Consider the following 13,007-nt stretch of genomic DNA (forward strand, 5'->3'; position numbering starts at 1 on the left):
CTTTTACGTTTATTTGCCGTTTTTTTATTCATATTGGGCTGATTTCACACGTTTTATAAAAGTTTTGCCACCAGGTAACGTGTTTTTTGGCTGAGCCTTTAAGCTGGTTTAGTAGATTGTTTTGTGAATCAAGCGCTATTAAAGTATTTAATTGCTTATTTGTTATGGCTTGGTCAAACCACAGTTGGTTATACAAAGGTAAAAGTGTTTCAAGGTAGCCTGCTAAATTAGCCTGATAAGGCTGTATTTCTTTAAGGAAATACTTTTGAAACACGTTACTGACGATAGTGGCTATTTTTTTATTTTTTCCTGCTGGGCATATTTCATCGATGGATTGCGATTCGATAAATCGCGTGGCTGAATTATTAAACGCTATTTGCAGCCGTGCAGAATAAATGAGTAATTGGTTAAAACGGTACTTATTCAGCTGCTCTAACGCGTTAAAAATGTCTGCGGAGTTAATTTTTAAGTAGTGTTTATTGAGTATGTGTTGTTTTATGAGTGCAAGCTGCTGCATGGCCGCTACCGTGTCGCTAAACCCTGCAGGGGAAGCAGAAAGCTCTGAGCTGCTAGCTTGCCACGTGTTTTTTAGCTCAAATTCGTTATACAACATTAAATTAAAGTAGTGGTTTAGTGTTTGCTCTTTATGTGTTTTTGCTTTTAACAGGGTTTTATAAACTGCTGAGTCGGGCTCAAGCGTGCTTAAGCACTGCTGTGCATTTTGCACAAACTCTATTTGATACTTTAAAACACCGGCATGTCCGGCCGTTTTACCTAGCTGATTGTTGTGCTCACTAATAAGTAAGCTGAGCTTACAATGGCTTAAGCTGGCAAGTTCAATCAAGCTAATGGTGGTGGTGTTTAAAAGCGTGTTAGGGGGTAAAAGCGGACTAATTGCTACAGGTTTACTTAAACCGGGGGCTTGGGTTTCAAGGGTATTACTTAAGCGTGCTATGTATGTTTGATAAGTGTTGCTAGGCGCTTTTGAACACCCAGCAAGCACGGCGCAACACACAGCTAATAAACAACTTAACCATGTTTTGCTTGGTATTAATGTTAGTGCTTTTTTATACAAATGGCGCCTGCTTTAATCGCTTATTAACGGTGAACATAAGCCATACAGCAGCAACGGTTAAACCAAAAATAATACCTATCCAAAAACCGTGCGGCCCCATGGCGGGCACAATTAAATCTGTTCTTCCCAATACGTAGCCTAAAGCAAAACCGATTAACCAGTAAGATATAAACGTTATATACGATATAGGCTGCGTATGTTTTAAACCTCTTAAAATGCCGTTCGCAGCGACTTGAAGTGCATCAGGTATTTGATAAATACATGCCAAAATCATAATTGAGGTCGCTAATGCAATAACGGCTGGGCTGTCGGTGTATAGTTGGCTTATTAAATCGCGGCCAATAAAGGTTATAAAAGCTAAAAATAACGCAATAGCAATGGCTAATATGTAGCTGGTTGATATAGCAGTTTTTAATTGGCTTAAATGGTTTTGACCAAATAAATTACCAATACGAATACTAATGGCGATAGATAAGCTCAGTGGCATCATAAATAATAACGCGGTCACGCTTCCCGCAATTTGATGGCCCGACACTGCAACAGCACCTAAGTGTGCAATAAATAAAGGTATACACGCAAATAGCGTAATTTCAAAAAAGGTAGCCAACGAAATGGGTATACCTAATTTAGTAATAATCCCAATGGTTTTAATATTGGGCTTTTCAAAATTTGCCAGCAGGGCTTTTGCATCGATTTTTTTACTAAACTGGCAATACGTTACTTGTGCAACAGCCATTACAGTTAGTACCAATGCCGTAGCAATGCCACAACCAGCGCCGCCGTAGGCTGGTAAGCCAAATAAACCATTTATAAAAATATAGTTAGCCGGAATATTTACGCCAAGGCCCAGCAAGCTGATATAAAAAGCGGGTTTTGTCATTCCCATGCCTTCGGTCATATTGCGATAAACGGTAAAAATTAAAAAGCCAAAGGCTCCCCATTTCACAAAATGGATATAGTCATACGCAAGGCTTGCGATAGCGGGGGTTGTATCGAGTTTTAAAATCACTATATCGGCTAGGTTGGCTATAGCAAAACCAATTGCGCTTAAAATAGCGGTTAAATACAGAGCTTGCTGAAAATAATGGCTAATGCCTTTTTTATCATTAGCGCCCGCAAATTGGGCAATAATACCGGTTAACGCGAGCAAAATACCTTGCAGCGCCAGTAATAACGGGTTCCATATACCGGTTGCAATCGACAGCGCAGCTAAATCTGTTGGGCTTACTTGGCCTGCCATAATGGTGTCGACCACCGACATTAAAACGAGTGTTACTTGTGCTAAAAATACAGGTACGGCAAGGGTGATTAAACGTTTGGCTTCCCAGCTACTAAAGGTCATAAAAACAGCTATTTGATAAAACAGGGCGCAATTGTAATCGATTGTGTTTAAAATAAAAATCACTGTTGTGAATGATTTTACGAGTTGATACGTTAAACTAGCACTTTGTAATAATTTTAAGTGATTTTATGTTTACAGGAATCGTTCAAACTCAAGCTACTGTTGTATCTACCACGCATACCGAAGGGGTTTTACGTTTGGTTGTATCGGTAGGTGATGAATACGTTAAACATTTAGATTTAGGCGCCAGCATTGCAATTAATGGCTGTTGTTTAACGGTGGTTAAAGTTGAATTAAGTAACCACGATGTAGTGGCGCAAGTACATTTTGATGTAATTGACGAAACACTATTACTAACTAATTTAGGCAAGCTTGCAGTAGGTAGCTTAGTTAATTATGAGCGCTCAGTAACCTTTGGTACTGAATTAGGTGGGCATATTGTGTCGGGGCACATACACTGCACTGCCCAAATCGAGCAAATAGTTAAGCAACAAAATAACTGTAAAATTCAGTTAAGCTTACCTACTAAATGGCAAAAATATGTTTTGTACAAAGGCTTTGTAGCAATAAATGGCGCAAGCCTAACCGTGGGCGAAATTGACGAGCAGGGGTTTTGGTTACACCTGATCCCCGAAACGCTGGCCATTACAAATTTAGGTAACGCTCAAGTGGGTGATGAACTAAATATAGAAGTTGATCAGCAAACTTATACCATTATTAACACGGTAGAAAATTACTTACGCCACCAAGGCTAAAAAATTTGTTCATCGTCGCTGTCTATGTGTAACTCTAATTTTTTATGAGCATGGTCTATGTGCATGTTTAAATGAATAGGGTTACAGCAGGCACTGCATTCTTCTACGTAGTCTTGATCCCCCATACTTGCGTCAATGTCTAGGTGTATGTGGTTGCCACAGTGTGGGCACGTGATACGTTGTGATAAAAAATCTTTCATAATCACTCCAATAGTACCAAGGTAAGAATTAACTTGTTGATACGCATTAATTAAGTTGTGCAGTTATACTAGCAACAACTTGATGGCTCAAAACTGAACTAAACAACAAGGTATTGAGCCTAAATAACATCCTTTTTAAATATAGTGCTGAAGCAACGATTATGACAGTTATTTTACGCCTTATAAGGCGTTATTATTTAAAGCGATAGCAGCTCATCAATATGCTGCTTAGCCTGAGTAAGATAGTGCCCTGCAAATATATTTGCGTGATTTAAAATAGGGTAAAGTTGGTATATAGCTTTGCGCTTTTTATAGTTTTCGCTTAATGGGTATTGCGCGTTATAGGCGTTATAAAAATCATCAGGTAAGGGGGCAAATAGCTCGCTCATTGCAATATCTACCTCGCGGTCTCCGTAATAACAAGCGGGATTAAATAAGGTCGGTACATTTTTAATAAAGCCCATATTTCCTCGCCAAAAGTCGCCATGTACTAAAGAGGGCTCCACAATATGGCTGTGCAATTGCTCTTTTACCAAATTAATTAATAGCTCAGGCTCTACAAGCTGAATGCCTTTTTCGGCTAATAGTTGCAGTTGCCAACCTATGCGCTCTTCTGCGTAAAATAAGTCCCATTTTTTATGCCATTGGTTTGGTTGCACGGTAGTGGCTAGGTAATTATCTACATCAAAGCCAAACATTGCTTGGTCGTGCTTTTGGTGCAGCATAGCCAGTTGTTTACCCATATCGTGCCAATGCGTGTGGGGCTGTTTATCAAGTACTAACCATTCAAGTACAATAAACGAAAATTCAATATTAGCACCTGTTACAATACAGTCGGGCACCATAAAAACACTATTTTGGGTGAGCTGCTTAAGTCCTATCGCTTCGCTTTCTAGACGATCTAGTTCGCTTTTAAGGGCAATTTTAACCAGGTAATTGTGTTTTCCATCGGTGAGTTGATAGAGTTTATCGGTATTTGTACTTTGCAGCTGACGTTTGTAAGTATGTTTAAAGTCATAATGAATGGCTTGGCTAATGTGCTCGTTTACTGTTTTCCACATATCAATTGCTCGCCTTTTAAACAGATACTTAAACTATGGCAAAAAAGTATTAATTTAACAAACTAATCGTTGTAAAATTAACGATATAAAAAATGCTAATGGAGTAACAATGAACAAAAGTTTTATCACCAATTTGCTTGCTGTCTTGTGTGTAGTTATAGGCTACTTTTTTAACCACGCTATTGTGTTATCGGTGGGGTTATTTGCGCTATCTGGTGCTGTCACAAACTTATTGGCTGTTCATATGTTATTTGAAAAAGTACCTTTACTATACGGCTCGGGTGTTATTGCTCTAAAATTTGAAAGTTTTAAAGTGGCTATTCGTAATTTAATTTTGACTGAGTTTTTCTCTGAGCAAAAAATTAATAACCTACTTAGCAAAGCACAACCTAATATCGACTTTGAAGGCATTATTACTAAGGTTGATTTAAACCCTGCATTCGACAACCTACTTCAAGTAATAGAGCAATCACAGTTTGGCAGTATGTTAGGTATGTTTGGTGGCACAGCGGCTATAGAGCCAATGCGAGAAAAGTTTATTGAAAAAATGCAGCTATCACTTGCGCAAATTAGCCAAACAGACGATTTTAAAGTGCTAGTAAACGATACGTTATCACAAGGGAATAGCGCACAAAGCTTACATGCTACGGTACTTAAATTAGTTGATGAGCGTTTAAATGAACTCACCCCAAAAATGGTTAAAGACATTATTCAAACTATGATACGTGAGCATTTAGGTTGGCTAGTAGTATGGGGCGGTGTGTTTGGCGGTTTATTTGGCTTAATTGCGGCCATTATTTAATAAACTAAGCCTGCTTACAAAGCAGGCTTAATTTTGTGTTAACGCCATACTATTTTGGCCCTGTGATGATTACTTTTTCTGGGTTGTACGATTTAGCTAAGTCTTTAATTGATGTACGAGTACTGGTATCAATATTTAAATAATTTGCGCTTTTATCAAGGTTATACAAAGTAACAAAATCGCCCATTGATAAGTTATTACAGTGCAGCTTTTTGCTCATTACCGCTTTGCTTATATTTAAATCGCGTGACGCTTTACGTACTACGTACGATTTATTAGCTGCAACAGCCATACAAGCCTGTGTACCTGGCGATGAATCGGCCGCGACAAATTGGGTGGCTAATGCTGGTTTTGCAATTAGTAAAGTAGCGCCTAGTACCATAGTTGTGCATAAAGTAGCTTTTAACGTGTTCATAATTAGTCCTCATTGTTTGTGGTTCAGCTTTATTATTGAGCGATTCAAACTAAAAAGCTGTTAACCAAACGCAACAAGGTGTAAGCAGGTATGTTTAAAAATACACACTTAAGCTAGGTGACTGAATTTAAGCCCTAATAAATGTGTTTTTTGACACACTTAGACAAAATTATTTTATAGCTACTGACATATTTTCTCAGCCTGCTATTATCGCCCCCATTATTTACGCGCTTAATTTTTAGGAGAACCAGTGAGCAAAACGTTAGCCAGCTATTACCAGCAAGCGTATACCTGCGAGCACAAGCATTTTAACCAATGTTTTTATTGTGGATGCGAAGCCACAGAGCGCGATCATTGCCCGCCGTTACATATGCTACAGAGCATTATTGATTTAGGCGAAGAGGCCGACTTTGTCTCTATTGCCGCGTGTTATGAGTGCCATGCCTTATTGCATAATGAAAGGCTAATGACGATAGATGAGCGTTTTACAAAACTTAAAAAAAAGCTCTCTAATAAGTACGCTAAGGCGCTGCGTGTTTATAACATGTGGGAAGAAAACGAATTAAGCGAAATGAGTGACGAATTTGCGCACAGCATTCAAGCGGGTATGAAATTAGGTAAAGAGGCATCTGAGCGTTTAGCGTTTACAGGCTTTACATATTCCACCGAAGAAGCCCGCGTGACCGTACGCGAAAAAACCAAAGAGTTTGATGTTGAAGGCACCGTTTTTACCGACTTTAAAGAGGCATTAAATTACTGTATTAACGTACTTAAAGTTCAAAAAAGTGACTTTTATAAAATATTGGTAGAGGATTATAACGGCGACTTTAATAGGGCACTTAGCCAGTATCGTCATCGCCATGATAAAGTAACAGCAGCAAGCGATGGCAATACATTAATTAAGGATTTTGCTAAGCAGCATAAGCAAAACTCAGACTTTGTAACTCGCACCGTAAAACACTTTATAAACAAAGACCCATCGCTTACTACCGAAGGCGCACTTGAAAAACTGTATAACAATTATATAAAAAAATAATTACAGCCGTTTAACTCATTTAATCGCTTTTTTACCTGTTTTTTTAGCTTTATTACGCCGCTTTAGCTAAAGTAGCAAAAAAACAGGAGAACCTAACAACATGCAAAAATTTGCTCCCTCATTGTTAGCAGTTGGTTTAGCTGCTGCCCTTGTTGGTTGCCAAGAAAACGGCCCACAAGATGCAAAAATTACCATTAATAAAAACCCATACCCAAGTACCTACACACCGCTTGCAAGTAAAAGCACATTAATTATCAATGCAACAGTACTTACTGGCACTGGCGAGCGCTTAGATGACGCCGATGTTTTACTTGTTGATGGTAAAGTACAACAAGTAGGTAAAGACTTATCGGCCAATGCAGATGCAACCATTGATGCACAGGGAAAATGGGTTACCCCAGGTATTATTGACGTACATTCTCACTTAGGTGCTTACCCAAGCCCATCGGTTGAGTCTCATCAAGATGGAAACGAAATGACCAGCCCAAATACTGCTGAGGTGTGGGTAGAGCATTCGGTATGGCCTCAAGATCCTGGCTTTAACCGCGCGCGCGAAGGCGGTATTACTTCACTACAAATTTTACCAGGCTCAGCTAACTTATTTGGTGGCCGTGGCGTAACACTTAAAAACATTCCTGCGCATACCATGCAAGCAATGAAATTCCCTGATGCGCCTAATGGCTTAAAAATGGCCTGTGGTGAAAACCCAAAACGCGTATATGGTCGCCAAGGTACTTTGCCTTCAACCCGTATGGGTAACATGGCCGGTTACCGTATGGCATGGGCAGAAGCACAAGAGTACAAACGTGCATGGGATAAGTACGACGCCGATTACGAAGCAGGTTTAAACCCAGAAGCACCAGTTCGCGATATTAAGCACGATACTCTTCGCGCGGTAATTGAAGGTGAAGTGTTAATTCATAATCACTGTTATAAAGCTGAAGAAATGGCGATGATGATCGACCTTTCAAAAGAATTTGGCTATCACGCAGGTACGTTCCATCACGGTGTAGAAGCTTATAAAATTGCAGATTTATTAGCTGAAAATGGTTCGTGTGCTGCACTTTGGCCAGATTGGTGGGGCTTTAAAATGGAAGCCTACGACATGGTTCAAGAAAACGTAGCTATTGTTGATGCGGTAAAAAATTCGTGTGCCATTGTGCATTCTGACTCAGACACCACTATTCAGCGCTTAAACCAAGAAGCGGGTAAAGTAATGTACCGTGCAAACGAAAATGGGTTTGATATTTCGGAGCAGCACGCGATTAAGTGGATCACCTCAAACGCGGCTAAATCATTAGGTATTGAAGATAAAACTGGTTCGCTTGAAGCAGGTAAGCAAGGCGATGTGGTTATTTGGAACCAAAACCCATTTAGCGTTTACGCAAAAGCTGAACAAGTATTTATTGATGGCGCAAAAGTTTACGATAGAAACGATAGCGCATTTCAAGCACAAAGTGATTTTATGTTAGGCCAACAATAAGGAGCCCAGAATGAAAAATTTATCACGTTCGTTTTCGCTATCTCTGGTTGCTGCCGGACTATTAGCCTCAGGTGCAGCTAATGCACAATCGCTTGCAATTATTAATGCCACGCTGCATACGGCAACCGAGCAAGGTGTTTTAGAAAACGCCAGCATTGTTATGGATAACGGTAAAATTACCGCTATTAATCCACAGCAAGTACAAGCAGATAAAGTTATTGATGCAAATGGGCAAATTGTAACCCCAGGTTTTATTGCTAGCATTAATCAACTTGGCTTAGTGGAAGTAAGTGCAGTTGCAGGCTCACGCGATGCAGGCGAAGAAAAAGCAGGCATTGATTTTGATGTAAGCCTTGCTTATAACGCTCACTCAAGCCTTATCCCGTATGCACGTAAAGGCGGTGTAACCCGCGATGTAATTACCCCGCATGGTGGCGATAGTATTTTTTCGGGCTTAGCAAGCGTGGTTGATTTAAGCGGTGATTTACAAGGCGACATACAAAAACAAGCTGCATTAGTGGTTTATTTAGGTGAGCGCAGTAAGGGCTCGCGCGCATTTACATTGCAAACGCTAATTAATAAGCTTGAAGAGCACCAAACAAAAGCAGCTAAAAAGCCTAAAAAAGACGACGACAGCACCCCAAGTACTGAAGATAAAGTAATGGTTAAAGTACTTAGCGGCGATATGCCACTTGTAGTGGGTGTATCTCGTGCGGCTGATATTATTGAGCTACTTAAAGTTAAAGAGCAATTTGGTATTAATTTAGTGCTCAATGGTGCACAAGATGCTGTTGTTGTTAAAGAGCAGATTGCTAAAGCGCAAGTACCAGTAATTATGAGTGCTATGGATAGCTTACCTTCAAGCTTTGACTCTTTACATGCCAGTTTAGATAACGCAGCCGCGCTTGAAAAAGCTGGGGTAAAAGTTATTTTAACTGTGGGCGGCGATGCCAGCCATAATATTTACCAGCTTCGTTTTGATGCCGGTAATGCAGTTTCGTACGGCATGAGCCAGCAAGGTGCATTAGAGGCCGTTACATCTAATGTGGCGAGTGTGTTTAATATTAATGCCGGCAGCATTGAAGTTGGTAAAGCCGCTGATGTAGTAATGTGGAGCAACGACCCGTTTGAGCTAAGCTCGCACGTTAGTAAAATGATTATTAACGGTGAAGAAGTATCTACGCAGTCGCGCCAAGATAAACTGCGTGAGCGCTATACCACTGAATCATCTATGCCGCGTGCATATACAAAATAATTAATATAGCTTTAATTATCCCAAATTCAGGTTAATTATTAAAGGCCGCTACTTTAAAGTTAAAGTAGCGGCCTTTTTATATAAAATAAAGACACAAAAAAACCGCTTACTTTAAACGTAAGCGGTTTTTTAATTTAATCTAAAATTATACTAATTTAGATAAAATTTCGTTAAACGTTGCACTTGGGCGCATTGCTTTAAACGCTGCATCATCGTTTGGTTGGAAGTAACCACCAATATCCATTGAAGGACCTTGTGCATCGTTAAGCTCGCTTACGATTTGCTCTTTTTGCGTTTCTAAATCGCTCGCAATTTGTGTAAATTGCGCTTTAAGCTCGCTGTCTTCGTCTTGCTTAGCCAGCTCTTGTGCCCAGAATAAAGATAAGAAGAAGTGAGAACCACGGTTATCAATTTCTTTTACTTTACGTGAAGGCGACTTGTTTTCAGCTAAGAACGTACCTGTTGCTTTATCTAGCGTATCAGCAAGTACTTGTGCTTTTTTGTTGCCTGTATTCACGCTTAGGTGCTCAAGCGAAGCCGCTAGTGCTAAAAACTCGCCTAACGAATCCCAACGTAAGTGGTTTTCTTTTTCGAACTGTTGAACATGTTTAGGTGCTGAACCACCTGCGCCAGTTTCAAATAAGCCACCACCGTTCATTAGTGGCACAATAGAAAGCATTTTAGCACTGGTACCCAGCTCTAAAATTGGGAATAAATCTGTTAGGTAGTCACGTAATACGTTACCCGTTACAGAGATAGTGTCTTTACCTTCTTTAATACGCGCTAATGAGAATAAAGTTGCTTCAAGCGGTGCTAAAATTTGAATGTCTAGGCCATCAGTATCGTGATCTGGTAAGTATTTGTTTACCTTTTTAATAAGCTCTGCATCGTGAGCACGGTTTTCATCTAACCAGAAAATAGCAGGTACGCCCGTCGCACGTGCGCGGTTTACAGCAAGCTTAACCCAATCTTGGATTGGTGCGTCTTTAACCTGACACATTCTCCAAATATCGCCTTGCTCAACAGTGTGCTCAAGTAATGTTGTGCCATTTGCATCAACAACACGAATAGAACCATCCGCTTTTGCTTCAAACGTTTTATCGTGAGAACCGTATTCTTCTGCTTTTTGAGCCATTAGGCCTACGTTTGGTACGCTACCCATAGTGGTAGGATCGAACGCGCCGTTTTCTTTACAAAAATCAATTGTAGCTTGGTAAACGCTTGAGTAGCTACGATCTGGGATCACAAAGCTAGTGTCTTGTAGTTTACCGTCGTTGTTCCACATTTGACCGCTTGAACGAATAGCAGCAGGCATAGACGCATCAATGATCACATCGCTTGGAACGTGTAAGTTAGTAATACCACGGTCAGAATCAACCATTGCAATAGCAGGACGCTCAGCGTAAACCGCTTGAATGTCTGCTTCAATTTCTTCGCGCTTAGCATCATCTAATGTTTGAATTTTAGAATAAACGTCGCCTAAACCGTTATTTACATCAACACCTAGCTCTTCAAAAAGCTCGCCGTGTTTAGCAAATACGTCTTTGTAGAAAACTTTTACCGCGTGACCAAAAATAATTGGGTCAGATACTTTCATCATTGTCGCTTTCATGTGAAGCGAAAATAATACGCCTTTTTCTTTAGCTGCATCAATTTCTGCTGCTAAAAACGCTTGTAGTTTAGCTGCGCTAATGCGCGATGCATCAATTACTTCGCCAGCAATTAGCGGCGTGCTTTGTTTAAGTACAGTCACATCGCCATTAGTCGCTACGTGCTCAATACGTACATCAGTTGCTGCATCAACAGTTACAGATTGCTCAGAACCAAAGAAGTCACCTTCGCTCATGCTTGCAACGTATGATTGTGAGTCTTTGCTCCACGCACCCATTGAATGAGGGTTATTGCGTGCATACTCTTTAACAGAACCTGGTGCACGACGATCTGAATTACCTTCACGCAATACTGGGTTTACAGCACTGCCTTTAATTTTGTCGTAAGTGGCTTTAATTTTAGCTTCTTCATCATTTTTAGGCTCAGCCGGGTACTCTGGGAGTGCGTAGCCTTTTTCTTGAAGCTCTTTAATGACAGCGCGTAATTGCGGTACAGACGCACTGATATTTGGTAATTTGATGATGTTTGCTTCTGGTGTTTTTGCAAGTTCGCCAAGCTCTGCAAGCGCATCGCCGATGCGTTGCTCTTCAGTAAGGTAATCAGCGAAGTTTGCAATTACACGACCTGCTAATGAGATATCGCGAGTTTCAACTTCAACACCTGCCGCATTTGTATAGGCTTGGATAATTGGTAGCAACGAGTAGGTTGCTAGCGCCGGAGCTTCGTCCGTTTTAGTGTAGATAATTTTTGATGTCATCATCATTCCTAGATAGTAGGCCGCAGTGGCCGTATTCAACAATGCAAAGAAACTCATTAGCGCATGGTTGCGTTAACAAGCAGTTTGTTAGGTGTCGGTACTCTTAATATGCCAAAAGGCAGAATAGTCACACCTGACTAACTGATTTTTATAGGTTGCAAAGTACACGTATTTTAGCCGCGTAAAAGCATAAGCTAAAATGTAACCGCGTAATTTAGCAACAAGAGTGTAACAAGCTTGTTTAAAAAGGGCTAGCGCTTGCGCTTTTGAACAGCCTTAATTAGCAGGTAACTGTTAGAACATTGGGGTATATAAAATAAAATCAAGGAAAAGGGTTGAATTTAGCGTGTACAGGAGCAATTTAGTAATAAGAAGAGAGTTGAATGGTAAGTGGGGAATTAAGCGAGGATCTAAATTAGGTCGCTCGCTTTAGTCGAACAAATTTTTGATCACTCTAAAATGTCGCCGTTAGGCGCAATGTTTTTAGCGTGTAAGCCCTTAGGGCCTTGTTCTAGCTCGAATGTTACATCCTGACCAGCTTTAAGTGTCTTATAACCGTCCATTACAATCGTTGAGTAATGAGCGAAAATATCATTCTCGCAGCCGTCTTCTACGATGAAACCAAAACCTTTGGCGTTGTTGAACCATTTGACTTTACCACAAGCCATACTTCTACATCCTTCTATAAGTTGACTAATTTAGTTATTCTAAACCGTATAATTTGCTAGACTGACTAAGGATTAATCAATCTACTTCTGACTGTAGTTTATTTGGCCAGTCAGTCAAGTGTTTTGTGGTATTTTTTTAACATTTAATTTATTTTTTATTCAAGTTTGCTTGAGTTCTAAAGACAAGACTATATTTAATTATGAGTGGTATGAAAGATTCAGGTGTCATCGACACAGTTCGCGATAGTGAAAAGCAAAAGCTGCAGCCACCGCGAAAATACAAAGTTGTTTTAAATAACGACGACTACACGCCAATGGACTTTGTAATAGAAGTTCTAATGACGTTTTTCAATATGGATAGCGATAGAGCAACTGATGTGATGCTACAAGTTCACGAAAAAGGTAAAGGGATATGCGGTGTATTTAGCGCCGATGTAGCCCATACCAAAGCGGAACAAGTTAACCGTTATGCACGGGATAACGAGCATCCACTGCTTTGTAGTTGTGAGCAGGAATAAATACCAATTAGGTGATCAATCATCTCATT

Annotated in this window: 13 protein-coding genes; 6 read left to right on the plus strand and 7 right to left on the minus strand. The window is 40.1% G+C overall.

Annotated features, from left to right (window positions below; translation table 11 throughout):
• Positions 1 to 28: 28 nt before the first annotated feature.
• Together PSH41_RS03160 and PSH41_RS03165 are read right to left on the minus strand one after the other, a co-directional pair.
• Positions 29 to 1,075: a DUF3080 family protein gene (locus PSH41_RS03160; RefSeq protein WP_273588344.1), complete on the minus strand. Its 1,047-nt coding sequence runs from the start codon at positions 1,073 to 1,075 to the stop codon at positions 29 to 31.
• Positions 1,068 to 2,417, minus strand: a complete 1,350-nt coding sequence (locus tag PSH41_RS03165; RefSeq protein ID WP_273588343.1) for an MATE family efflux transporter — start codon at positions 2,415 to 2,417, stop codon at positions 1,068 to 1,070. The genes PSH41_RS03160 and PSH41_RS03165 overlap by 8 nt, the downstream gene beginning before the upstream one ends.
• Positions 2,418 to 2,545: 128 nt before the next feature.
• On the opposite strand from PSH41_RS03165, the gene PSH41_RS03170 reads away from it, so the two are divergent.
• On the plus strand, positions 2,546 to 3,172 hold the full coding sequence (locus PSH41_RS03170) for a riboflavin synthase subunit alpha (RefSeq protein WP_273588342.1): 627 nt from the start codon (positions 2,546 to 2,548) through the stop codon (positions 3,170 to 3,172).
• Here PSH41_RS03170 and PSH41_RS03175 read toward each other — a convergent pair.
• Together PSH41_RS03175 and PSH41_RS03180 are read right to left on the minus strand one after the other, a co-directional pair.
• Complete coding sequence (locus PSH41_RS03175) at positions 3,169 to 3,372, minus strand: CPXCG motif-containing cysteine-rich protein (RefSeq protein ID WP_004586763.1); 204 nt, start codon at positions 3,370 to 3,372, stop codon at positions 3,169 to 3,171. The genes PSH41_RS03170 and PSH41_RS03175 overlap by 4 nt on opposite strands.
• 197 nt (positions 3,373 to 3,569) lie before the next feature.
• Positions 3,570 to 4,433, minus strand: coding sequence for a fructosamine kinase family protein (locus PSH41_RS03180; RefSeq protein ID WP_004586762.1), 864 nt, complete (start codon positions 4,431 to 4,433; stop codon positions 3,570 to 3,572).
• A gap of 109 nt (positions 4,434 to 4,542) precedes the next feature.
• Here PSH41_RS03180 and PSH41_RS03185 point away from each other — a divergent pair, with 109 nt between their 5' ends.
• Positions 4,543 to 5,235: a hypothetical protein gene (locus tag PSH41_RS03185; protein ID WP_029772433.1), complete on the plus strand. Its 693-nt coding sequence runs from the start codon at positions 4,543 to 4,545 to the stop codon at positions 5,233 to 5,235.
• 49 nt (positions 5,236 to 5,284) lie between these two features.
• Here PSH41_RS03185 and PSH41_RS03190 read toward each other — a convergent pair whose 3' ends face one another.
• Positions 5,285 to 5,650: a DUF3718 domain-containing protein gene (locus PSH41_RS03190; protein WP_054982616.1), complete on the minus strand. Its 366-nt coding sequence runs from the start codon at positions 5,648 to 5,650 to the stop codon at positions 5,285 to 5,287.
• Positions 5,651 to 5,900: 250 nt separating this feature from the next.
• Here PSH41_RS03190 and PSH41_RS03195 point away from each other — a divergent pair, with 250 nt between their 5' ends.
• The 3 genes from PSH41_RS03195 to PSH41_RS03205 all read left to right on the plus strand — a co-directional run bounded on the left by PSH41_RS03195 (position 5,901) and on the right by PSH41_RS03205 (position 9,424).
• The gene (locus PSH41_RS03195) at positions 5,901 to 6,686 is read left to right on the plus strand and encodes a hypothetical protein (RefSeq protein ID WP_273588341.1); all 786 of its coding nucleotides are present in this window, start codon (positions 5,901 to 5,903) and stop codon (positions 6,684 to 6,686) included.
• Between the two features lie 100 nt (positions 6,687 to 6,786).
• Positions 6,787 to 8,169 carry an amidohydrolase gene (locus PSH41_RS03200; protein WP_054982614.1) on the plus strand — a complete coding sequence of 461 codons (1,383 nt, stop codon included), beginning with the start codon at positions 6,787 to 6,789 and terminating at the stop codon, positions 8,167 to 8,169.
• Positions 8,170 to 8,179: 10 nt separating this feature from the next.
• Entirely contained in the window at positions 8,180 to 9,424 is a 1,245-nt protein-coding gene (locus PSH41_RS03205; protein ID WP_096041612.1) for an amidohydrolase family protein, read from the plus strand.
• A 145-nt stretch (positions 9,425 to 9,569) separates the two neighbouring features.
• Here the strand turns inward: PSH41_RS03205 and PSH41_RS03210 are convergent, their stop codons facing one another.
• Positions 9,570 to 11,792 (minus strand): NADP-dependent isocitrate dehydrogenase, encoded by a 2,223-nt coding sequence (locus tag PSH41_RS03210; RefSeq protein ID WP_055253781.1) that lies wholly within the window; start codon positions 11,790 to 11,792, stop codon positions 9,570 to 9,572.
• 449 nt (positions 11,793 to 12,241) lie between these two features.
• Positions 12,242 to 12,460, minus strand: a complete 219-nt coding sequence (gene cspD / locus PSH41_RS03215) for a cold shock domain-containing protein CspD (protein ID WP_004586755.1) — start codon at positions 12,458 to 12,460, stop codon at positions 12,242 to 12,244.
• A 209-nt stretch (positions 12,461 to 12,669) separates the two neighbouring features.
• Here cspD and clpS point away from each other — a divergent pair, with 209 nt between their 5' ends.
• A complete protein-coding gene (clpS, locus tag PSH41_RS03220) occupies positions 12,670 to 12,978 on the plus strand; it encodes an ATP-dependent Clp protease adapter ClpS (protein ID WP_004586754.1) in 309 nt (102 codons plus the stop codon).
• The last annotated feature ends 29 nt before the right edge of the window (positions 12,979 to 13,007 follow it).

This window comes from Pseudoalteromonas sp. CST2 (assembly GCF_028599385.1).
In the GTDB taxonomy this organism is placed as follows: domain Bacteria; phylum Pseudomonadota; class Gammaproteobacteria; order Enterobacterales; family Alteromonadaceae; genus Pseudoalteromonas; species Pseudoalteromonas atlantica.